20 protein-coding genes are annotated in these 22,650 nt (G+C 62.6%); 3 read left to right on the top strand and 17 right to left on the bottom strand.

Annotated elements, in window-relative coordinates; all coding sequences use genetic code 11:
* Positions 1 to 593 precede the first annotated feature (593 nt).
* The 5 genes from rplL to Q363_RS03320 form a co-directional block, all read right to left on the bottom strand.
* A complete protein-coding gene (gene rplL / locus Q363_RS03340; RefSeq protein ID WP_035347897.1) occupies positions 594 to 974 on the bottom strand; it encodes a 50S ribosomal protein L7/L12 in 381 nt (126 codons plus the stop codon).
* A 134-nt stretch (positions 975 to 1,108) separates the two neighbouring features.
* Entirely contained in the window at positions 1,109 to 1,795 is a 687-nt protein-coding gene (gene rplJ, locus Q363_RS03335; RefSeq protein ID WP_035347896.1) for a 50S ribosomal protein L10, read from the bottom strand.
* Between the two features lie 95 nt (positions 1,796 to 1,890).
* On the bottom strand, positions 1,891 to 2,601 hold the full coding sequence (gene rplA, locus Q363_RS03330) for a 50S ribosomal protein L1 (RefSeq protein ID WP_035347895.1): 711 nt from the start codon (positions 2,599 to 2,601) through the stop codon (positions 1,891 to 1,893).
* 310 nt (positions 2,602 to 2,911) lie between these two features.
* Complete coding sequence (locus Q363_RS03325; protein WP_035347894.1) at positions 2,912 to 3,439, bottom strand: GIY-YIG nuclease family protein; 528 nt, start codon at positions 3,437 to 3,439, stop codon at positions 2,912 to 2,914.
* Positions 3,440 to 3,454: 15 nt separating this feature from the next.
* Positions 3,455 to 4,051, bottom strand: a complete 597-nt coding sequence (locus tag Q363_RS03320) for a Uma2 family endonuclease (protein ID WP_084079926.1) — start codon at positions 4,049 to 4,051, stop codon at positions 3,455 to 3,457.
* Positions 4,052 to 4,195: 144 nt separating this feature from the next.
* Here Q363_RS03320 and Q363_RS03315 point away from each other — a divergent pair, with 144 nt between their 5' ends.
* Positions 4,196 to 5,308 carry an SPL family radical SAM protein gene (locus Q363_RS03315; RefSeq protein WP_035347891.1) on the top strand — a complete coding sequence of 371 codons (1,113 nt, stop codon included), beginning with the start codon at positions 4,196 to 4,198 and terminating at the stop codon, positions 5,306 to 5,308.
* A gap of 61 nt (positions 5,309 to 5,369) precedes the next feature.
* On the opposite strand, the gene Q363_RS03310 is transcribed toward Q363_RS03315, so the two are convergent.
* Both Q363_RS03310 and Q363_RS03305 read right to left on the bottom strand, forming a co-directional pair.
* Complete coding sequence (locus Q363_RS03310) at positions 5,370 to 5,705, bottom strand: hypothetical protein (protein ID WP_035347890.1); 336 nt, start codon at positions 5,703 to 5,705, stop codon at positions 5,370 to 5,372.
* A 29-nt stretch (positions 5,706 to 5,734) separates the two neighbouring features.
* Positions 5,735 to 6,649 carry a LysR family transcriptional regulator gene (locus Q363_RS03305; protein WP_245632012.1) on the bottom strand — a complete coding sequence of 305 codons (915 nt, stop codon included), beginning with the start codon at positions 6,647 to 6,649 and terminating at the stop codon, positions 5,735 to 5,737.
* Positions 6,650 to 6,747: 98 nt separating this feature from the next.
* Here Q363_RS03305 and Q363_RS03300 point away from each other — a divergent pair, with 98 nt between their 5' ends.
* Entirely contained in the window at positions 6,748 to 7,473 is a 726-nt protein-coding gene (locus tag Q363_RS03300; protein WP_035347889.1) for an SDR family oxidoreductase, read from the top strand.
* A gap of 49 nt (positions 7,474 to 7,522) precedes the next feature.
* Here Q363_RS03300 and tsaE read toward each other — a convergent pair whose 3' ends face one another.
* The 7 genes from tsaE to murC form a co-directional block, all read right to left on the bottom strand.
* Positions 7,523 to 7,972 carry a tRNA (adenosine(37)-N6)-threonylcarbamoyltransferase complex ATPase subunit type 1 TsaE gene (tsaE, locus tag Q363_RS03295; protein ID WP_035347888.1) on the bottom strand — a complete coding sequence of 150 codons (450 nt, stop codon included), beginning with the start codon at positions 7,970 to 7,972 and terminating at the stop codon, positions 7,523 to 7,525.
* Positions 7,973 to 8,080: 108 nt separating this feature from the next.
* Positions 8,081 to 9,658 (bottom strand): bifunctional ADP-dependent NAD(P)H-hydrate dehydratase/NAD(P)H-hydrate epimerase, encoded by a 1,578-nt coding sequence (locus tag Q363_RS03290; RefSeq protein WP_035347887.1) that lies wholly within the window; start codon positions 9,656 to 9,658, stop codon positions 8,081 to 8,083.
* Between the two features lie 111 nt (positions 9,659 to 9,769).
* Complete coding sequence (locus Q363_RS03285) at positions 9,770 to 11,020, bottom strand: penicillin-binding transpeptidase domain-containing protein (RefSeq protein ID WP_035347886.1); 1,251 nt, start codon at positions 11,018 to 11,020, stop codon at positions 9,770 to 9,772.
* 135 nt (positions 11,021 to 11,155) lie between these two features.
* Positions 11,156 to 12,652 (bottom strand): cell division protein FtsZ, encoded by a 1,497-nt coding sequence (gene ftsZ / locus Q363_RS03280; protein WP_035347885.1) that lies wholly within the window; start codon positions 12,650 to 12,652, stop codon positions 11,156 to 11,158.
* Positions 12,653 to 12,774: 122 nt separating this feature from the next.
* Positions 12,775 to 14,007 (bottom strand): cell division protein FtsA, encoded by a 1,233-nt coding sequence (gene ftsA, locus Q363_RS03275; protein WP_035347884.1) that lies wholly within the window; start codon positions 14,005 to 14,007, stop codon positions 12,775 to 12,777.
* Positions 14,004 to 15,329, bottom strand: coding sequence for a cell division protein FtsQ/DivIB (locus tag Q363_RS03270; protein WP_064742596.1), 1,326 nt, complete (start codon positions 15,327 to 15,329; stop codon positions 14,004 to 14,006). The genes ftsA and Q363_RS03270 overlap by 4 nt, the downstream gene beginning before the upstream one ends.
* A gap of 264 nt (positions 15,330 to 15,593) precedes the next feature.
* On the bottom strand, positions 15,594 to 16,997 hold the full coding sequence (murC, locus tag Q363_RS03265; RefSeq protein WP_051978296.1) for a UDP-N-acetylmuramate--L-alanine ligase: 1,404 nt from the start codon (positions 16,995 to 16,997) through the stop codon (positions 15,594 to 15,596).
* Between the two features lie 336 nt (positions 16,998 to 17,333).
* On the opposite strand from murC, the gene Q363_RS42620 reads away from it, so the two are divergent.
* Complete coding sequence (locus Q363_RS42620; RefSeq protein ID WP_035347883.1) at positions 17,334 to 18,467, top strand: YXWGXW repeat-containing protein; 1,134 nt, start codon at positions 17,334 to 17,336, stop codon at positions 18,465 to 18,467.
* A gap of 574 nt (positions 18,468 to 19,041) precedes the next feature.
* Here Q363_RS42620 and murG read toward each other — a convergent pair.
* The 3 genes from murG to murD are packed head-to-tail and all read right to left on the bottom strand — an operon-like array spanning position 19,042 to position 22,625.
* A complete protein-coding gene (murG, locus tag Q363_RS03250) occupies positions 19,042 to 20,160 on the bottom strand; it encodes an undecaprenyldiphospho-muramoylpentapeptide beta-N-acetylglucosaminyltransferase (RefSeq protein WP_051978295.1) in 1,119 nt (372 codons plus the stop codon).
* Positions 20,160 to 21,251, bottom strand: a complete 1,092-nt coding sequence (ftsW, locus tag Q363_RS03245; RefSeq protein ID WP_035347881.1) for a putative lipid II flippase FtsW — start codon at positions 21,249 to 21,251, stop codon at positions 20,160 to 20,162. Before ftsW ends, murG begins: the two co-directional genes overlap by 1 nt.
* An 18-nt stretch (positions 21,252 to 21,269) precedes the next feature.
* Positions 21,270 to 22,625, bottom strand: a complete 1,356-nt coding sequence (gene murD, locus Q363_RS03240) for a UDP-N-acetylmuramoyl-L-alanine--D-glutamate ligase (RefSeq protein ID WP_035347880.1) — start codon at positions 22,623 to 22,625, stop codon at positions 21,270 to 21,272.
* Positions 22,626 to 22,650: the final 25 nt, after the last annotated feature.

The following is a 22,650-nucleotide window of genomic DNA, read 5'->3' as shown; positions in this document are numbered from 1 at the left end:
CTTGCGCCTCTGTCGTCTTCGGTTCAGACCGCCCTCGATGATGGCCATCCCGTGCGCAAATCTCTCGCCGCCACTCGCCGACGGCACTTCTCTCTTTTCCGATCTTCAAAAACTCTTCAAAAACTTTTCAAAAACTTTTCACAGCGTCCAACTCGTCTGCCGCTCACCGAATCTGCTATAAGGAACGCGTGCTTCTGCCTCAAGCCCTGCACTGCAGGGTGAAACGAACTGAAAACGCGGCAAAGCGCTCGAAGGGACAGCGTGTCCCGCGAGCGCAAAGGTCGACTTGTGCACTATTTCGATCGAAATAATATGAATGCCTGCCGCCAGTTTGAGGCTCGCCTTGCCCCAAATTCGCTGCTGTCCGCCTGAAACCTGTGGCACTATGCGCATCCGCCGCTAGAGACGCATAATGGCCGGCCCCCTAACCCCTCTTCCATGAGAGGATGGGCCGGAGTACAACCGTATATCTAAGTAGTGAACCGCGTAGTGAACCGCCGCTGCAAGTTATGGCCCGCCAATAGCACAACGAGGCGGAACGAATCTCTTCCAAGAATAACTCGTTCCGCCCGGAAGTGCAACTGACCGGCTGATTACTTAATCTCGACCGTCGCAACACCCTCGAACTTCTTCGCGATTGCAGCAGCGTCGTCTTTCGAGATGTTCTCCTTCAGGGGCTTGGGGGCTCCGTCGACCAGGTCCTTGGCTTCCTTCAGGCCAAGGGCGGTGACTTCGCGCACAGCCTTGATGGTGTTGATCTTATTCGCGCCCGCATCCTTCAGGATGACGGTGAACTCGGTCTGCTCCTCAGCCGGAGCAGCCGCCGCAGCGCCGCCGCCAGCCGCCGGAGCAGCCGCCACGGCCGCAGCCGCAGCCGAGACGCCAAGGCGCTCCTCAAGCTTCTTTACCAGAGCCGAAGCCTCAAGCAGGCTCAGGCTGACAATCTGATCTTCCAACTGCTGAATATCCGCCATTTTTCTCTCCATGTACTTCTGAACTTTGTACTGCCGTTACCTCTCCGGAAGCCCTGTTCCGCCTCCGTTGCCCAGCCCCTTTCGGGTTTCCGTTGCGCCCAGACCAGCGCACCCGAACAAGACCGGACGAAACCTTACCCCTCGACCGGAGCCGCACCAGCCGCCTCGCCAGCCTGCGACGCCGTCGCATTCTCCGGCTGCGCCGCACCCGAGGGCTGCCCGCCTGCCGCCGACTCCTCGACGTGAGCCTCAACGACCGGAGCCGCTGCCTCAGCCTTCGCAGCAGGAGCCGAACCAGTGAACTTCTCCTTCTCGACACCCTGGTTGATCACCACGGCCAGATTGCGTCCGGTCGCGTTGATCACCGTTGCCAGCCGCTGAGCCGGAGCGTTGATCAGGAACAGCAGCTTGGCAAAGAGCTCTTCCTTGCCCGGCATGTTCGCCAGATCGCCGATCTCCTGGACATTGATGACCTTACCGTCAACGATGCCCAGCTTGAAGGTGAACTCCGAGTTGTCCTTCACCCAGGTGGAGAGCGCCTTGGCCAGAGCCACCGGATCTCCCGAGGTGTAGGCGACCGAGTTGACGCCCTTCAGGCCCTTGAGAGCCGCCTCAATCTTCGTTCCCTCAGCCGACTTCGCAGCCAGCTTGTTCTTCACCACGTGGTAGCTTCCGCCGGCCGCGCGAACCGCCTTGCGCAGGTCGAAGTCCTTCGACGCCGTCAGCCCGGTAAACGTACCGATAATGGCCGAGGTCGAGGTCTCCAGCTCGCTCGCAAGCTTCTTTACCTTATCCAACTTCTGTGATCTGGACAGTGCCATAAAAATCCTAGCCTTCACTGCTGGCCCTCATTCGCCAGCTGAAAATGTGCGCCGCATCCGCTGTCTCCAGCCGCGGCTAATCCCGAACCGGCCTCTTAGACCTTGCCGGCAGCCTCAGCCGCCGCGTAGTCCAGCTGAATCCCGGGGCCCATCGTCGAGCTCAGCGTCACGCCCTTGATGTACTTGCCCTTCGCCGCGGCAGGCTTCGCCTTCACCACGCTGGTGATCACGGTCGTCGCGTTGTCGATCAGCTTCTGCGGATCGAACGAGAGCTTGCCAACCGGAACGTGAACCAGAGCCGTCTTGTCGGTGCGGAACTCGACCTTACCGGCCTTGATCTCCTTCACCGCGTCGGCCACATTCGTGGTCACAGTGCCCGTCTTCGGGTTCGGCATCAGGCCCTTCGGTCCGAGAACCTTACCGAGACGACCGACCGACTTCATCATGTCGGGAGTCGCGATCAGCGCATCGAACGCCGTCCAGTTCTCCTTCTGGATCTTCTCGACCAACTCCTCGCCGCCGAAGAACTCAGCGCCCGCAGCCTCGGCATCCTTCACCTTGTCGCCCGAGGCGATTACAGCCACAACCTTGGTCTTGCCCAGGCCGTGCGGCAAAACGACGGTGCCGCGAACCATCTGGTCGGCGTGCTTGGGGTCGACCCCCAGACGCAGCGTCAGGTCGACCGTCTCATCAAACTTTGCGTACTTTGCTTTTTGGAGCAGCGGAACCGCGTCCGCCAAGACGTAAGGACGGGACTCAACAAGCGCACGCGCCTTCGCCAGATTCTTGGAGATCTTCCTAGCCATCTTTCCTCATCTCCCACCCCTCTCGAAGAAGTTCCTCCGGGGCGTGGTCATCGACTGGTCTCAACGGCGAGTTGAGACGCTCTCTTGAGTATGCCAGAGATCGGGCGTCGCCGCAATAGAGATTCTATCGCTCTGGCCTGAACGTCCGCCGGACATCCGGAGTGAAATACGTCGTCTGGACGGATCGGTACTCGTCCGGCCGAGCATCCTTCCATGCCGCAGTATCGAGACCCATGCCGCAGTATCGAGACGGTGATACCGCTCCAATAATTCCTCGTACCGCTGCCGATCCGAAGACCGGAACAAACTCTCATCGAACCGACGGATCACCTGCGTCTTCCAGGTCGCCACCCCCCCCCCGCAGCCCCGCCGCAGTTCCGATGCGCTGCTTCAGCTTGTTTTCGATCAGTTCGCACTCGAACCGGAGATACTCCTGCTCCTCTTTGTTCATGATCAGCCGCCGCAGGAGCTGCTCGTCTTCAGCGGTAGGCTCCAGCATTTGATCGGAACTCTGCAGCCTGCTCAAATCGCTAACGGCCCGCTGAGCTTCCTCCAGTTCTTCAAACATCTGCCAAAAGGTAGAGATCGTTCTGCGCATCTCTCCTGGTTCAAGCTCGAAGAACTCCCGTCCACCGCCTCGCGCCACTCGCTTCGAACGGAGACGCCGGTGAAAGAAGGCCTCGCAGACACTCTCCTGGTCCGTCACAACGATGTCGAATAAGGAGAGAGGCTGGGAGTTTCCCCGGTGCAGGGCTCGAATGACGTCTTCTACATTCCCCGTGGTACGCCCAATCTTGAATACGTTTAACTGGCCCTCTTGCAAGATATAAGCAGGCACTCTCTCAATCTCTCCTCAGTTCCAAACCCTGGCCATCACCAGCTCAAACCCCGCAATCACGCCGCTGTCCTGCACTGAGCTCGGATCATGCAGGACCTCCGGCCCATCGCCTGGTCGGTAGATCACCACGACTCTCCGCTCCGGATCGATCAACCACGCCATCTGCACGCCGTTCGCAATCCACTGGACCATCTTTGCCTCAAGATCATCCAGATGGTCCGACGGCGAACGAAGCTCGATGATGAACTCCGGTGAGATATGCGAGAACCGCTCCTTCTCCTCCCCGCTCAGAGCATCCCAACGCGTCGCCTTCACCCACGCTGCATCCGGGCTGCGCATCGATCCATCTGGAAGCGTGAATCCAGTGTTCGAGTCGAAGACATAGCCACGGCCGTCTCTTTCCGCCCAGATCCCGAGGGCCGCGATGATGGCTGCATTCATTCGTCCCGTACGATTACCCGCCGGTGTCATCACCAGAATCTCTCCATTGGCCTCGCGTTCAACGCGCACCCCGTCGTTCTCCGCGCAGAAGCGCATCAGCTCCTCGTCGCTCATCGGCGTCTCAGGCCGAAAGCGAAGCGGAACCGGCATCCCTGAGAGAGTGAAGTTCATGGCCGAAGTGTACTAAACCGGTCCAGCCAAACAACATGAAAACAGCGGCCTCGGCCACCCATTCCAGGCGGCTGGCCTGTTTCAGAACTCCGGGCTTGACGCCGCCGTCGCCCCGGCCTATGCTCGATACACGAAGGCGAACAAATGGCGAAAATACTACCAACCGCCGAACCCCTCTTCCCCATCCTCAATCAGCCCTCGTCCGCCCCAACCGGCATCGCCCGCATGGCCTTCGAGTCCACCCACGCCGACGACGGACACCTCATCGAGTTCCGCACCCTCAAGGTCCGCTCCATCCTCAATCGCATCCAGTCCAAACGCATGACATGGATGGCCTGGGGGATCAATCCCTACCGGGGCTGCGAGTTCGCCTGCCGCTACTGCTACGCCCGCTACACCCACGAGTTCATGGCTCCGGCTCCCGGTAAGCCCCAGTTCCCCACCCAGCAGGCCAATCAGCCCGACTTCCACGACCCCGCCACCTTCGAGCGGCTCATCTTCCTCAAGCAGAACGCCGCCTGGCTGCTCGATCAGGAGCTGCGCCGCCATCACTCGTACGACGAGATCGCCATCGGCACCGCGACTGACCCATGGCAGCCCGTCGAGCGCCGAGCCCGCATCACGCGCAGCCTGCTCGACGTCTTCGCCCGCCACGCCGGACTTCGCATCGGTGTCGTCACCAAGTCCCGCCTCATCCTGCGCGATACCGACCTGCTTCAGGAGATTCACCGCCGCAACCATCTCGTCGTCCACATCACCATCACCACGCCGGACGCCGTTCTTGCCCGCCTGCTCGAACCTCGCGCCCCGCGCCCCGACCTCCGCTTCGACACCGTCCGCCGCCTCCGCCAGGCCGGCATCACCACCGGGATTCTCTGCTCGCCGCTACTGCCCGGAATCACCGACACCGAAGAGGCCATCGACCGCATGGCCGGGCTCGCCGCAGAAGTCAACGCCAGCTTCTTCACCGCGAACCCTCTCTTCCTCAAGCCGTGCTCCCGTCCTACCTACCTGAGCTTCGTTCGGGAGCACTTCCCTCACCTCGTCGCCGACTACCACCGCCGCTTCGACCACGCCGACTTCGCCTCGCGCGACTACGCCCTGCACCTCAGCCGCCTCGTCTCCCAGGCTCGCGAACGACATGGCCTCAACCGCCGCTTCAGCGACTCCGCCGACGACACCCCTCCAAACCCGGCAGGCGCAAAGAAGTCTCCTCACCGAACCGAAGGCCCCACCCAGCAAAGGCTCTTCGCATGAGAAGAGCCCGGGCATCACGTCGCCAGTCGCTGACTTGCTGACTCGCTGACTCGCTGACTCGCTAACCCAAATCCAAAGGAGCAAACGATGCAAACATGGTGGACGATTCGGCCAGTTGGTTCAGCGGCACGATCTCGCAGGCAGCGGCGTACCTCTCCCAGAGCTTCAGCACCACGGGGTTCGAGTGTGACCGCTCCACGCCGCCCTCAGCCCACTCGAAGACCTCCACAACCGTGCCGTCCGTTGCTCGTCCTGCGACCACCGGCCGATCCGTGGCCAGCCCTTCTCTCCGCAGCAGAGGAACATGCTCGCGAGTAAGCTGCAACAACTCAGCCTCCATACCCGGCTTCGGCCGGTACACCACAATCACCAACGTCTTTCCCGGTCCACTCTGCATCACTGCCTCCTCTCTCACTGCCTTGATTCTCACAACTCCGCGGCCAATCGGACCAACTGCTCGCGCAGCCAGGTATGAGCAGGGTCCGAGTCCAGCCGTGGATGCCACACCGCCTGGAATCCAAACCCCGTAATCTCCTGTGGCGCTTCAATCACCCTCAGCTCGCGCCGCGCCCTCGCAACCCTTGCTACACCCGACGTCGCCGTCAGCACCAGCTGCGTCCGCGGAATGCACTCCAGCGCCGCGCCAAAGTACGGCATGCGCACGGACCACCGCCGCGCCTCTCCGAGAGCCGCCAGTCGCTTGTCTGGAATCGATTGCACGCCATCCAGCACCGACACCACAATATGTTCCTGTTCAAGATACTGCTTCAGCGTCAATCGCTCCGGCAGACTGCTCTCCTTTGCCACCACGCACGACCACCGCTCGCGATAGAGCATCTGCGCCCGCAGATGCTCCGGCACCAGCACGTCATCGTTCGAAAGCGCCACATCCACACGCCCGCGGTCGAGGTCCTCGAACGCACTCTCACTCCACGGCACGAACAACATCCTCACGCCAAGCGCCTTCGGCAGCACATTGCGGCACAACAGCGGTCCCAGCACGGCGCACACATTGTCCGGGCCTGTAATCCGGAACGTTGCCTCCTCCGTCATCGCATCGAACGCCGGCCTCCCCATCACCGCGTCGAGCTCCGGCAGCAGCCGTCCCAACTCGCTCTGCAGCCGCTCTCCGGCCGGAGTCAGCCGGTATCCACCTGGCCCACGCACCATCAGGTCGTCGTTGAATAGCGCGCGCAGCCGGTCCAGCGTCCGGCTCGCCGCCGGCTGGCTCAACAACAGCCGCTTCGCCGCCGCGCTCACATTCAACTCCTCGGCGAAAACCATAAACGCCACTAGCAGATTCAGGTCCGCCTGCCGCAGTTGCATCCAACGCATGGTCATGATGCACATTATGCATGGTTCGCATACATGCTGAATCCATCTATAACCCTACATCCGGTTCCCCAAGCGATCGGGCCGGAGGAAAAGGAACAGTAACCATGTCCGCACTCAGAAACAAACTCGAAGGCAAGAAGGTCGTCATTCTCGGCGGCACCTCAGGATTCGGCCTCGCCACTGCACGTGCCGCCACGCAGGCAGGCGCGCAGGTTATCATCGCCTCACGCAGCCAGGCGAACGTCGACAACGCGCTCGCCGAACTTCCCGCCGGAGTCACGGGAGCCACTGTAGACGTCACCGACGAAGCTTCGCTCACACGCTTCTTCGCCAGCCTCAACGGCTTCGATCACCTCGTCGTCACCGCCGGCGATACCATGCCCGCCTTCCAGCCGAACCTCCAACAGGCGCGCCAGGCCTTCGAGGTCCGTTTCTGGGGAGCCTATCTCGCAGCCACAGCGAGCGGGCCACACATCCGTCCCGGCGGCTCCATCACGCTGACGAACGGCATCGTTGCAATCCGCCCCTGGAAGGGCTGGAGCGCTACGGCCGCAGTCGCCGGTGCCGTCGAATCGCTCACCCGCAGCCTCGCCCTCGATCTCGCCCCCATCCGTGTCAACTCGGTATGCGCCGGCATGGTGAGAACGCCACTGTGGTCACCAATATCAGAAAGTGAGCGCGAGGCGATGTACGCCGACACGGCGAGCAAGCTGCCCACAGGTCGCATCGGTGAGCCCGAAGACATCGCAGAGACTTATCTCTACCTCATGCAGTCCGGCTTCACCACCGGTCAGATCGTCGTGATCGACGGCGGTGCCGTCATCTCGTAAAACGCAAAAAAAACCGGGGCTCTCGGACCAGCGAGAGCCCTAGCTGAACTTATCCCCAACGCACCATCATGCCGCGCTCGTTGCCCTCGCCATGCTCCATCGCGATCTCGGCGTCCATGCGCGAGACGATGCTCTCGAAGCGCTCGCCCCACTCCACCAGCACCAGCGCGTCGGGCTCCGCGGTCATCTCGTCGATTCCCAGCGTCGCCAGTTCGCGCTCTGTCTCCAGCCGGTAGAGATCGAGGTGATAGATCCTCACCTTCGGCCCCGCATACTCATGCACCAGCGTGAACGTCGGGCTGGTCACGTCCTCTTCACTCGCCGCGTGCAGTGCGGCGGCGATTCCCTTCACCAGCGTTGTCTTTCCCGCGCCTACCTCGCCACGCAGCACCACCAGCTTCGGAGCCGGCAGCAGGATCTCCGCGATCCTCTCCCCCAGCGCAAGGGTGCCGTCCACACTTCGCGTCTTAAACTTCTTCTCTCTCGAAAACTGCTTCACTCATTCTCCTGTAGCCAATACCGCGTTTCCTGCGAGACGTCATCTCGACCGAAGCGCGAAGCGCGCAGTGGAGAGACCCTGTATTTTTGCTTTGCAGTGACGAACTTCTCACCGCAACCCACAAACCCACGTCAATCCATCTTCATCCTTCACCCGGTACCGAAACGAATCGGAAAGATGTGTAACCGTATCGGTTGCAAGTACCGTGTGCTCATCCATCGCGCGTGCGGCGAAGTCCGCCGCCAGCCCGTGCAGGTATACCGCCGCTGCCACCGCCGCCGCCGGGTCATCCGAATACTGCGCCAGCATCGCCGCGACGATCCCGGTCAGAATATCGCCGCTGCCACCTTTGGCCATTGCAGGATTTCCCGTCGTATTCACCGCCACGCGGCCATCCGGATGCGCGACCAGCGTGCGCCACCCCTTCAGCACCAGCGTCAGCTTATGCTCCGTCGCGAAGCGCCGCGCCAGCCCGATGCGATCCGCCTCAACCTCCTTCACCGTCATCCCGGTCAGCCGAGCCATCTCGCCGGGATGCGGCGTCAGCACCAGCACTCTTCCGGTGCCATCCAGCAGATCCGCTCTGCCGTCGAACGCATTCAGCCCGTCCGCATCCACCACCATCGGGACGGTCGTCTTCGCCACCAGCTCTCGCACCACATCCGGCGCCTCCCCACGCTGCGAGAGGCCCGGTCCCACCGCCACCACGGTCATCCGCTGGAGCAGAGCCTCCAGCCTCTGGCCCTGCACATTCGCCATCGCCACCGCGCCTTCGGCTCCCTCGTCGAGCGGCCGTAGCATCAGCTCCGGCGTCACCCCCGCAACCACATCCACGACGGACTTTGGAACCCCCGCGGTCACCAGCCCTGCACCCGTTCGCAGCGCGGCCAGCGACGCCATCGCCGGAGCCCCCGCCGTCCCGTAGCTCCCACCCACCACCAGCACGTGCCCGAATTTCCCTTTATTCGAGTTGGGATTCCTCGGCCTCTCCGCCAGCACCTTCGAGCCTCCCGTCCAGCTCAGCCCATCGCCCCGCGGAACCGCCGCATGCGGCGACCCGATCCCCGCCACCACCACCGGCCCCGCCGTCAGATACCCAAACACATGCGCCAGCTTCGGAGCAGTGAACGTCACCACAGCGTCCGCGCGAAACGCTCCCTCGACCGTCTGCGACATCGAGTCCGCATCCCATCCGCTCGGAACATCCACCGCAACCACCGGAGCGGCCACCCAGTTCACGACCTCGCGCGCCGCCGCCGCCAGCCCGCGCAGCGGAGGCCGAAATCCCGTCCCCACCACTGCATCGATCAGCAGCTCCGCCCACTCGAAGGCCGGACGCAATTCGCCTTCGTCCTCCAGTTCCAGCACCGCTACGTCCGGAGCCTCTCTGCGAAGCCGAGCCATCGCCGACGCCGCCTCCCCCTTCACCTCAGTCATTTTTCCGAGCAGCGCCACCTTCACGGTTAATCCGACCCCTGCCAGCACACGCGCCGCCACCATTCCATCGCCGCCGTTGTTCCCCTTGCCGCACAGCACGAGCACCCGCTTTGCCGCCGGATACTGCCGTTTGCAGAACGCGGCCACCGCTCCGCCCGCCGCCTCCATCAGAACCCCAAGCGGAACCCCAAACTCCTCCACCGTGCGCCTGTCCGTCTCCCCCATCTCCGCTGCGGTTAGAACTCTCATTCCACCCTTCTACTTGATTCCGCCCAGCGGGGCAAAAAGCGTAACCGAAGAGTCGCTGCAAAACGAAAAGGCCCTGCGTCGCGCAGGGCCAATCCGAAACCGCAATGACTTTTACTCAGACGCGCCCAGCGTGGTCACGCCCGCTGACTGCTGGCTCTTCGGCGTGAAGTAGCTCTTGTCCCACAGCGCGCGATAGAACTGCCCCGTCAGCTCCGCCGCCTTCGGTCCGAAGGTCGGCCTTCCGCCTTCCAGGAAGAAGACCGTGACGATGCGGCCATTGGGAGTATCGGCGTACGACCCAAACCACCCGAACCGCGTTCCGTTGTTCGAGCAGGTTCCCGTCTTGCCCATCACCGGAAACTCGTTGAAGCTCGCCCGCAGCGACCGCGCCGTGCCATACATCACCGCGCCCTGCATGCCGTCCAGCATCTCCGGAATCAGCGGAGCGATGTTCAGCTGCCGCTTCACCCGCGGCTCAAACGACGCGATGTCGATCGCATTCTCCGGATGCTGCAGGTAGTACAGCGTCCCGCCGTTCGCGATCGCCGAGACCAGCGCGCCCAGCTGCAGCGGAGTCATCGAGACGCTCTCGCCGAACGAGCACATCCGTCCCACGCCGCCAAGCTTCGCCGGAAGCTCCTCGTCCGGGTAGACTCCCAGCTGCTCGCCCTGGATGTTATATCCCGCCAACTCGCCCAGCCCGAACTCGTTCGCGTAGTGCTTCACCCGCTCGAATCCCAGCGTGCGTCCGATCGTCTCGAAGTACGCGTTGTTCGAGTGCGCCAGCGCCTCGGTCAGCGTCAGGCGGTAACGTCCGCCCAGGTTCACCGGCGTATCGCGCTTGACGATTCCCTCTTCGAGAGCCGCCAGCGCCACCGTCAGCTTGATCGTCGAGCAGGGCTCGGCTCCGCGCGAGAGCGCCAGCTTCTGGTTCACCATCGCCAGAATCCGCCCGTTCGACGGGTCGATCGCCACCGCCGTGCCGTTCATATTGCCCAGGGCCTCGATCGCCGCCGCGCGAACCACCGGATCCTCGCCATCGGTCACGTCGCCCAGCGTCAGGTTGTCCGCGAACGAGCTCGCCGAGAAGTGCTCACGGTACCGGCTCCGCCGTACTGCCAGCTGGGTCCTCGCACCGCGACCGCGCTTTCTGGTGATCGTTGTCTTCGAGACACGCTTGGTCGCTGCCGTCTTTGTCTTTGCCCTGGTCGATTTAGCCGTGCGGGCCTTTCCAGTTGGCGAAACGTGCGCCGTCCCCGCGGACCGGCGCTTTGTGGCACTTGACGACGTCGTCGCCCACGCGCCGGCATCCAACATCAAGGCCACCACCAATAACACAATCACCCTGACAAGTTTCGACACAGGCGACTCCTCTTCTCAAATCAGAAAACACAAATGCAATCGAGCTGCCAAATCTCTCCGGCAAATCGCAGATCGCCCTTAAATTCAGATCTTCCAAGACAAAAGGGAGATCCCCCTTTCGTCTACATCTCTATTCTAGTGCCCGCGACGGAGAAATGCGGGAATATCAAGTTCATCCGGCTCCGTACTCTCCGCAACCGCTCCGCCAAACGGACCCCGAATTCCTGAATCAGCGACAGTTCCCTCACGTTGGACGCTTTCAACCGCCTGAAAGTAAGCTTGTTCCCGCAATCCCGTCTCTAATCGCACCGACTCGTGCGGAAGGTGCGCCGGAGCCACCCGGGGCGGCGCAGCCCGGAAAAAATCGTCATCGAAGACCGACGCCGGCACCGGAATCAGCTCCGCGCCCTCCTGCGCTGACACCTCGTGACGCTCGATTTGACGTTCCGTCTGACGCTCCATTGACATTGGCGCAGGCTTCATCGCCTCCGCGTCGCTCAGAAACTTCGGCATCGACACCGTCGACTGCGGCGCCGAGACCTGCGCCGCCTGCGCACGCGGAGCCACGACCCGCGGTTCGATCGGAACCTCGTACCGCACCGTCGGTAGCGTCGCCTCGGCCAGCATCCGCTCCCTCCGCTCCGGCATCTCCTGCTGTCGGAAGCCCGTAGCGATCACGGTGATCTTCACCTCGTCGCCCATCGTCTCGTCCAGCACCGCGCCGAAGATGATGTTTGCGTCCTCGTGCGCCGCGGTCTGGATGATCGTCGAGGCCTCGTTCACCTCGCTCAGCTTCAGACTGCTCGAACCCGTAATGTTGATCAGGATTCCCTTCGCCCCATCGATCGCGCCCGACTCCAGCAGTGGCGAGGCCATCGCGGCCATCGCAGCCTCCACCGCGCGATTCTGCCCCGAGCGCACGCCCGTTCCCATCACCGCATAGCCCATCCCGGCCATCGTCGTCTTCACGTCGGCAAAGTCGCGATTGATCACGCCAGGAATTGTAATGATGTCCGAGATTCCCTGCACGCCCTGCCGCAACACATCGTCCGCAATCCGGAAGCTCTCAAAGAACCCGGCGTCCTTGGCCACCGCCAGCAGCTTCTCGTTCGGAATCACGATCACCGTGTCCACCGAATCCAGCAGTTCCTGCAACCCGCGCTCGGCCTGCATCATGCGCCGCTTGCCCTCGAAGCCAAACGGCCTCGTCACCACCGCCACCGTCAGCGCGCCCATCTCACTCGCCAGCGAGGCGATCACCGGTGCCGCGCCCGTTCCCGTGCCTCCGCCCAGACCGGCGGTGACAAACACCATGTCCGCGCCCTCAAGCGCCTCGATGATCTTGTCCGAATCCTCGAGCGCCGCCCTCCGCCCCACATCGGGGTTCGCGCCCGCTCCCAGGCCGCTCGTCAGCTTCACCCCAAGCTGCAGCTTCACCGGAGCGTTCGAAACCGTCAGCGCCTGCACATCCGTGTTCGCCGAGATGAACTCGACGCCCTCCACCTTCGCCGCAATCATGCGGTTCACGGCGTTATTGCCGCCTCCACCCACACCGATCACCTTGATCTTCGCCCCGCGCGGGACCTCGTCATGATAGTGAATGCGGATGTCGTCTTCAGGCAGATTCGGCATGGATGCAGTGCTCCTTCACTCCAATTCTCCCATCATCGCCGCACGCAAATCATCCACGTTTTCCACTGACACGTACCATCGCTGGTTCAACCTGAGCCCAAAAAGAAAAGTGAACTCTGCTCCTAGAAACTCCCGGCAAAGATCGACTTCAGCTTCGCCCGCAGCCCCTGCTCCTCGCTGGCCTTCCGCACCTGCGTCCTGTGCGTGTACAGCAGCATACCGATCACCGCCGCAAACTCCGGCCGCGCCAGATCTTCTGGCATGCGCGACAGCGGCACCGGATACCCCACCCGAGCCGGAACACGCAGCAGGCTCTCGGCGTTATCCAGCAGTCCTGAGATCAGCGCGCCACCGCCCGTCACCACGCATCCGGCGCCGAGCGCCTCCAGCACGCCTCCGTGCCGCAGATTGTCGCGCAGCATCGTGAACAGCTCCCGCGCGCGCGGCTCCAGAATCTCCGCCAGGAATCTCTGCCGCACCATCCGCGCCGGCTGCCCGCCCGAGATCGCCAGATCGCCGCCCACCTCGATCTCGTTCATCTGCGGAACTGCCGTCACCACGCAGTGACCATACGTCCGCTTCAGATACTCGGCCTCCTCCACCGTCACGTGCAGTCCCACGGCAAGGTCGTTCGTGAAGTGGTCCCCGCCGATCGGCAGCACCGCCGTGTGCGCCACCGAGCCCTCGAAGAATACCGCCAGCTCCGTCGTGCTCGACCCAATGTCGGCGATGCATACGCCCAGTTCCCGCTCGTCGGCGCTCAACACCGACTCCGCCGCGGCGATGCCCTCGTACACCGTGTCTATCACCTCGAGCCCCGCGCGGTTCGCGCACGTAATCACGCTCTGCGCCACGCCGCCCGAGCAGGTCGAGAGATGCAGGTTCACCTCAAGCTTGTTCCCCACCATCCCCACCGGATCGTGAATCCCCGGCTGGTCGTCCAGGATGAACTCCTGCGGCAGCAGGTGCAGCACCTCGCGGTCCGGTGGCAGCGCAACGCTGCGCGCGCGGTCCACGGCAGCACGTACCTCCTCGCGCGTAATCTCGCGCATTCTGCTTCCCAGGCTGATGCCGCCGCGCGAGTTCACCCCGCGTACATGCGTCCCGCCAATGCCCACCACTGCTGTCTCGATCGCGGCCTTCGCTGTGCGTTCCGCGGTCAGCGCCGCGCGATTGATCGCCTCGGCCGCCGGCCCCAGCTCCGCAATCAGCCCCTTGCGCATGCCCAGCGAACGCTCGATGCCGTGCCCGCGATAGCGCAGTACGCCGTCGTGCAGCTCCGCCACGAGCACCACGCTCTTCGTGGTGCCTGCGTCCAGCACCGTAATCAGACTCTCCGGTCTCTGACTCTTCATGGATGAATCACCTGCGGCGGGTGATACTTCACGTTCGGATCCGAACCCTGTTCCGCCGCTGCAGCTCCCTTCTTCGGAGGATGAACCCGGTACGCCTCGCTGCTCGCCTTCGCCCGCTGCGTCTGCCCGGCGGAGGCGCTTCTTGCCGGAGCGGCATGCGCCCCCACGCTCTTGCTCGTCTTCTTCGTGGCCGGAGCCTTCGGTGCTTTCGCCGGAGTCTTCGGCGCTGGCTTCTTCACCACCGCACCATGTGGAGGCGCTACAGCATGTGCAGGCACAGACGCCGCCGCCTTCTTCTCCGCGTCAGGAGCGGCCGGCGCTCCCCCCGCGCCATCTGCCGGTGCCTGCGCTGCACCGCCCGGCTGCATCTCCAGAACCACCTGCCGCTCATACCGCATATCCACCGACGACAGTCGCGGATACTGCGTCCTCCACTCCGCCAGGTGCTCCTCAAACTTACGGTAGCGATCCAGGAAGTTGTCCTCCCCGAAGTGCACCATCACCTCGCCGCCCTTGTCCGGAATCGCCGCGCGCACATCCTCGGGATTCGAAAGGTCCACCTCACTCAGCTTCTCCGAGATCTTCTCGCCCGACCCATCCAGTTCGCCCGTGAACCGCGCATACAGCTTCATCCGCGCCGCACGCAGCGACAGCGGATCGCCCGCCGCAATCCCCGTCACCACCGGAAACGAGTAGTGCATATCCGCCTGCACTCTCGTCGGCATGTCCAGCAGAACGCCGTTCCCATCCACTAGGCCGATGTGGTTTCCCTGCCGCACAAACGCCACCGGAGTCCTCTCCACAATTGCCACTCGCAGCCGATTCGGCAGCAGACGCATCACCGTCGCATGCTCCACCCACGGCAGCTGCTCCAAGGCCTGCTTCCGCTCCTCCAGCGACACGCGAAAGATGTTCCGCTCCACGTCCTCGCCAAAGATGCTCAGCAGCTGCGCCCGCGTCACATGCGAGTTCCCCTGCACCTCGATCGACGACGACGAAGGAATCACAAATCGCTCATCATGCAGGATCGCCGTCCGAGCTACCATCGCCCCCGCCGCACACAGGCCCACCAGCGCCAGCACCGCCGCGAGCACGCCGAGCCGTCCGCCCATCGATCGCGGCAGGCCTCCGCGCAGCCGAACGCGCACACCGCGGCCCTGCCGTCTCCGGCCCCGCGCACGGCCATCGTCCTCCAGCTCGTCCGTGTCATCCTCGAAGTCCGTAAACTCGCGACGCATCGTCCTCTTTGGCCCACTCGAAGCCTTTACCGGCCGGGCCGTCTCCGAGGCGTGCTCCGGCTCGGGCGCCTCCAGCACCGCCATCTCGCGCCTCGAAGATCCATCGCTATTTCGCAAACCCGAGCAAGGCCGCGAGAATCGCCATCCTGACTATATCCCGCACAACGCCCGCCAAACTCCTCAACTTCCCTCTTGTACCCTTTCAGGAACTCACCCCGTTCGTCACTCCCCCGTTCCTGTTATGTCACTCATCCCCCATCACGAATCTGTCATCCCGCGCCACGAATCCGTCATTCCGACCGAGGCGAAGCGCAGTGGAGAAACCTGCTTCTCCCCGCCGCACCTTCCCTACCCACCCAGCCGCTCCAGCAGCAGAGCCCCTGCCTGCGACACACTCCCTGCCCCCAGCGTCAGAATCACATCCCCCTCGCGAGCCTCCCGCGCCAGCGCCTCCACGCTCTCCGCCACACTGGCTGCGTACCGAACTCCAATCCTCCCGATCGCCTTCACCAGAGCCTCCGCGGTCACCCCGGCAATCGGCTCCTCGCTCGCCGCATAGATATCCAGAACCTCCACCCGGTCCGCATCCCCAAACGCCTCCGCAAACTCCTTCATCAGATCGCGCGTCCGCGTATAGCGATGCGGCTGAAACAGCACCAGCACCCTCCCGTACCCGCACTCCCGCGCCGCGCAAAGCGTCGCCACGATCTCCGTCGGATGATGCCCATAGTCGTCCACCACCGTCACGCCCCGGGCAATGCCCTTGATCTGAAACCGCCGGTCCACCCCGCGAAAGCTCTCCAGCCCCGCCGCAATCTGCTCGGGAGCCACCCCCAGCTGCACCCCCACCGCCACCGCCGCCGTCGCATTCAACACGTTATGCCGCCCCGGAACATGCAGGCAGAACGGCCCCAGCACCAGGCCCCTGTAGTTCACCTCAAACTGCGAGAAGATCCCATCCTCCCTCACCTGACGAAGCGACTCCACGCGGAAGTCCGCGTCCTTACTCTCGCCATACGTGTACAGCCTCCGCCTCACCCTCGGCAGCACCGCCCGCAGCAGAGCATTGTCCACGCACGCCGTCGACGCCCCATAAAACGGCACGCGATCCATGAACTCCAGGAACGAGCCCTCCACGTCCGCCATATCGCGATAGCAGTCCATGTGCTCGCGATCCAGATTCGTCACCACCGCCAGCACAGGCGAAAGCTTCAGGAACGATCGGTCGCTCTCATCCGCCTCCGCCACCAGATACTGCGAGTTCCCCAGCCGCGCATTCGACCCCAGCGCATTCACTCGGCCTCCGACGACAACGGTGGGATCCAGCCCCCCCGCGCCCAGCACCGCCGCCACCATGCTCGTCGTCGTCGTCTTCCCGTGCATCCCGGCCACGGCGATCCCATACTTCAGCCGCATCAGCTCGGCCAGCATCTCCGCCCGCTGGATCACCGGAATCTTCCTCGCCCGCGCCTCCACCACCTCCGGGTTGTCCGCCTGCACCGCCGAACTCGTCACCACCACATCGCTCGCCGCCGCGTTCGCCGCACAGTGCCCCTCGAAGACCCGCGCCCCCATCCCCACCAGCCGCTCCGTCGTCGCCGACCGCCTCAGGTCGCTCCCCGAAACCGCATACCCCATCGTCAGCAAAATCTCCGCGATCCCGCTCATCCCGATCCCGCCAATCCCAATAAAATGAATGCGTTGCGAGGAAGCAAGAAACAAGTGCGCAGGAGTCGTCAGAGATACGGCCATACCTCCACTCTAGCAGCGCCGCGACAGTCTCTTACGGGTAACATCTGCCCGACATCAACAGCTATCCACCCCACCATAGAATTGTCATCCTGAGCGAGCGCAGCGGAGTCGAAGGACCTGCATTTTGCCCTGTGCCAGCACAAAACTGCCGACAGCACCAACCCACCCCAACCCCCCTGAACAATCATTCACCGCCATACAACAAAAAGCTGTACATTGGGTCTAACCTATTGAGTGCCTGATCCGCACGGCAAAGCGGGCAGGAACCTCAGCCGGCGCTCCGCGAAGCCCCGCCTCGTTCGGGCTAAACGAAGGAGCACAGGCAAAAGGCAGGCAATGAACCTCTCCCGTAATCTTCGCAACACCCTCGGCGCCGCAGTTCTCGGCGCTGCTGTCTTTACCGGCGCAGCCTTCCTTGCTCCCGCCCCGGCTCAGGCCCGTGTCTTCGTCTCTGTCGCCGTCGCGCCCCCGGCCATCCCCGTCTACGCGCAGCCCGTCATTCCCGGCCCCGGTTACATCTGGACCCCCGGCTACTGGGCCTGGACTGGTGAAGGCTACGAGTGGGTCGAAGGCGCCTGGGTGCTCCCGCCCTACACCGGAGCCCTCTGGACCCCCGGCTACTGGGGCTACGGCACCGGAGGCTACTTCTGGAACGCCGGCTACTGGGGACCCACCGTCGGCTACTACGGCGGCATCAACTACGGCTTCGGCTACTTCGGCGTAGGCTTCTACGGCGGATACTGGGGCGGTGGACGCTTCTTCTACAACCGCTGCTACAACCGCTTTGGCCCCGGATGGAAGGGCGGCGGCTACGTCTATAACCGTCCCTACGGCGGTCACTACGACGGTCGCCCCGGCGGATCGAGCTGGACCAACCGTAGCGGCAACTACGCCGGCGGCAACCGCGGCTCCTACTACAACAACCGCGGAAACAACTTCGCCAATAGCACCCGCAACGGCAACTTTGCCTGGAAGAACGGCGGCAACTCAGCCGCAAACTTCCGGGGCAATCGCGGCGGAAACTTCCAAGGCAATCGCGGCATGGAGAACGTCTCAGCGGACCGCCACATCACCACGCAGGGCCGCACCAGCTACGGCGGCTTCGGCTCGCGCTCTGCCAGCGGAGGCAACTTTGCCTGGAAGAACGGCGCCAGCAGCATGAGCAGCACGCCGCGTAGCTTTGCCATGCCTTCGCAGGGACGCAGCTACTCCGGCCCCTCGCAGAGCTTCAGCAACCGCGCCTACTCCGCGCCCAGCCAGAGCTTTAGCAACCGCGCCTACTCCGCGCCCAGCCAGAGCTTCGGCAACCGCGGCAGCTTCGGCGGCTATAGCGGCGGAGGCTCTCGCGGCAGCTTCGGCGGCTATAGCGGAGGCTCTCGCGGCAGCTTCGGCGGAGGCTTCAGCGGCGGTTCACGCGGCGGCTTCAGCGGTGGAGGCGGAGGCCGCGGCGGCGGCGGCGGACATCGCTAAGCTTCACTTTCATTGCGGCAGCGGAACGGGCCAGGAATCAAACCATCCTGGCCCGTTTCGCTTTTGCCCTTCTCTCCACCCACACCCTTCGCGTCCCTGAAGGTGGCTCGGCTTCTGGGCCCTCCGTGCTTTCCATACAGTTGCTTCTTCTGACGCAGGCCCCGGACATTCAACCCAACCCAAACGTCGTCATTCCGAGGGAAGCGTGGAATCCCTGTATTTTTGCCCGTGCTGGCAAGGATCATCGCCAAGCCGAACCGCCAAATCGCCGTCAAACCCACACAAAATAAATCCGTTTACAAAAATGACCCTCAAAAACCCAGCAAATCAGGTTTGTCAAGCCCCATTTCGCCGCATGTCTATCAAACCAAAAGAGATACAAGTTGCCGATTAATTCCCATCCACCACATAGAATTAAAGAAAGGGTCAGAAAGACAGAAACCAAACGTTTACCCGTAACCCTTTACAAATCAAGATTTTGACCACTAAAATATCTGTTTTCAATATTTTACACCGCGCGATTCGCATAAACCATTGAAAGCAGATAATTTACAAAAACAAGGGGGGAGGGGGGTCAGACCCTGCGCACAAGCCCCACAGCCATCCCGGCAATCTCCCGCACTGCCTCTGGATGAGCCAGAGCCCGCGACCGCTCACCCATCGCAACCCGTCGCGGATCATCCGCAAGCAGCGCCGTCAGCGTTGAGAGCAGCCGCTCCTCCGTCAACTCTCGCTCGATGATCAGCTCCGCCGCGCCCGCCGCGACAAACGCCTCAGCGTTCTTCCGCTGATGATCATCTGCCGCCTGCGGAAACGGAATCAGAACGGCTGCCCTTCCCGCAGCCGCAACCTCCGCAACCGAGCTCGCTCCGCTGCGGCAAAGAATCAGATCAGTCTCCGCAAACTGCGCCGCCATGTCGTCCAGATAAGGCGTCACCCGCAGCCGCTCAAAGCCAACACCAGCTTGCTGATACGCCGCCAAGGTCGTCTCAGCGTGACGAGCGCCGGTCTGATGAACCACCGTCAGCTCCGGAAACGCCGCCAGCAGCCGCTCCATGATCTTCGGCATCATCTCGTTCAACACGCGCGCGCCCTGGCTCGCGCCAAACACGAGCAGCCGCCGAGCCGGCGCAACCGGCTTCGGCTGAATCGCAAAGAACTCCGGCCGAACCGGCGTTCCCGTCACTCGCGCATTGCGAAAGTACCTCGTCGTCTCCTGAAGATTCACCGCACCAGCACTGACATACTTTCCAACCACCCTGTTCGCCAGCCCAGGAACCGCATTCGGCTCAAACGCCACCGTAGGAACACGCAGCAGAATCGCCGCCATCATCGCCGGCCCTGAAGCATAACCTCCAACCCCGATCACAACATCGGGCCGAAAGCTCCGCAGCAGCTCAACGCAACGCAGAACGCCCAAAGGAAGATCAAACAGAGTCCGCGCACGAGTCGCAAGACTCACATTCTTGAGCTGACCAACCTTGATCAGCTCCAACCCAAATCCAGCCTCGGGAACCAGCCGAGTCTCCAGCCCGCGCGCCGTCCCAACAAACCGAACCTCAGCGCTATGCGCATCCCGAAGCTCCCGCGCAATCGCCAGCGCCGGAACCACATGACCGCCCGTTCCACCACCAGCAATCAGCACCCGCAACCCGCTGACTCGCTGACTCGCTGACTCGCCGACTCGCTGCATCAATCAATCTCGCGAGTCACATTCAGCAGAACGCCCATGCTCGCCAGCATTACAAACAGCGACGTTCCGCCAAACGATACAAATGGCAGCGTGATTCCCTTCGTCGGAAGCAGAGCAATCACGACGCTCATATTGAAGAACGCCTGGATCAGCACCGTCGAGGTAATCCCAAACGCCAGGAACCGCGCAAACGGATCGGTCGAAAGATAAGCCGCCCGCAGCCCGCGATAGCCGAGAGCAACGAACAGTGCAACCAGCAGCAGCGCGCCGATCAGCCCAAGTTCCTCGCAGACGTTCGCGTAGATGAAGTCCGTATGCGGCTCCGGAAGATAGAACAGCTTCTGCCGTCCTTCCATCAGCCCGAGCCCGCGCAGACCACCCGTGCCAACCGCGATCAGCGACTGCAGAATATGAAATCCCGTTCCGCGAGGATCGGCCTCAGGATTCACAAAGGCCAACATTCTCGCCCTGCGCCACGGCACGCGAAACAGCATGTAGTAAAGCACCGGCATCGAGGCCAGCAGCCCGATCCCGAGATACTTCACCTGCATCCCCGCGAGATACAGCATCAGCGCCGTAACCGCCGCGCAAACCATCGCGGTCCCAAGATCCGGCTCCTTCAGGATCAGCGCGACAAAGACCAGCGGAGGAAGCGCAGCGCGAAGAACCGTTCCGCGCCAGTCGTCCATCTTGTGAATACGAGTCTGGAGAAAGTATGCGAGAAACAGCACCAGCGTCGGCTTCGCCAGCTCCGAGGGCTGAAAACTCATGATTCCAAAGCGGAACCAGCGATGCGTATTGTGCGAGTCGCGCATCGCAAAGACGCCGATCAGCAGCACCATCGTCACCGCAACCGCAGTGAACACAACCTTCGGATTGTTGTAGTTGCGATAGTCCACCTTCATCAGCAGAACCAGCGCAATCATCCCCAGAACAGCCCAAGCCGCCTGACGAAGCATGAACTGATACGGACTTCCATACTCAGCCTTGGCCACAACGGCCGAGGCTGAAAAGACCATCACCAGCCCGAACAGGACCAGCAGCAGCACCACTCCGAAGAGCCACTTATCGACCCCTACTCTCTTCGCCATCTCCCACGCTTCCCGCTGCTAGCTCAGCTCGCTCACGATTTGCCGGAAGGTCCGCCCGCGATGCTCGTAGTTTTCAAACTGGTCGAAGCTCGAGCAGGCCGGAGCCAGCAGCACAACATCGCCGGGAACCGCGGCCTTGCTCGCCTCGTGCACAGCCACGTCGATCGTTCCCGCTCCCACCATCTTCACGACTCCGTGAAGCTCACGCTCAATCTTTTCCGCGGCTGAACCAATCGTATAAACAGCCTTCACCCGCTCCCGCAGAAGCGGTCCCAGCAGCGTGTAATCGGAGTCCTTATCCTTGCCGCCGAGGATCAGATGAATGCCGCTCGGAAACGACGAGACCGCCTTCATCGCGGCATCGACGTTCGTAGCCTTGGAGTCGTTGAAGTACTCCACTCCCTGAACCGTGCCGACGAACTCGAGGCGATGCTCGACCGCCTTGAAGCTCCGCACCGAGGCACGAATCTTCTCCGCAGGAGCGCCCGCAAGCCGCGCCGCGCAGATTGCAGCCAGAACGTTCTCCACGTTATGCGAGCCCTTCAGCGGAATCTCCGCGACCGGCATAATCGGCTCGGCCTTCGCCCCTTCGCGCGGCACAAAGACGATGCTCTCGCCATGCACGAACGCACCCTGCTTGATCGGCCGCCGCGGGCTGAACCAGAAGATCTGCGCCTTCGTTTTGGCCGCGACCATCTGCGTCGACTTGTCCTCGGCGTTCAAAACCAGGAAGTCCTCGGCTTGCTGGTTCTCCGTAATGCGCTCCTTCATCGCGGCGTAGTTCTCGAAGCTGCCATGCCGATCGAGATGATCCGGAGTAATGTTCAGCACCACAGCAATCCAGGGACGAAACTGCTCGATCGTCTCCAACTGAAAGCTGGAGACCTCGAGTATGTCGATGCTCTCGCCGGTACTCTCCGCAACAAGATCAATGACTGGCGTTCCGATGTTGCCGCCCACAAGCGTCGGAAGACCAGCCTCTTTCAGGATCTTGCCGATCAGCGTCGTCGTCGTCGTCTTACCGTTCGAGCCCGTAATCGCAACAACGCGCCCATTGAGAAAGCGGCTGGCCAGTTCCAGTTCACCGATCACCGGCATTCCGTAACCGATCACCTGCTTCACCTCAGGCGTATCGAGCGGAACACCCGGAGAGATGACGATCAGATCCTGACGGCGAAAGGTTAGCAGACCATGTCCGCCGCTCTCGACCATGATCCCCGCATCCAGCAGCGCCGGAATCTCCTTCGCCAAAGCCACCGCGCTGCGCGCGTCGCTCACCGTAACTCGAGCACCCTGACGACGAAGAAACATCGCCGCCGAGATCCCCGACTTTCCCAGCCCCACCACCAACACCCTTTTGTTTTTCAGATCCATAGCGCTCTCAATCAGATCACAGGCA

The organism is Edaphobacter aggregans DSM 19364 (assembly GCF_000745965.1).
Taxonomy (GTDB): domain Bacteria; phylum Acidobacteriota; class Terriglobia; order Terriglobales; family Acidobacteriaceae; genus Edaphobacter; species Edaphobacter aggregans.
This window is presented reverse-complemented; position numbering and strand designations above follow the sequence as displayed.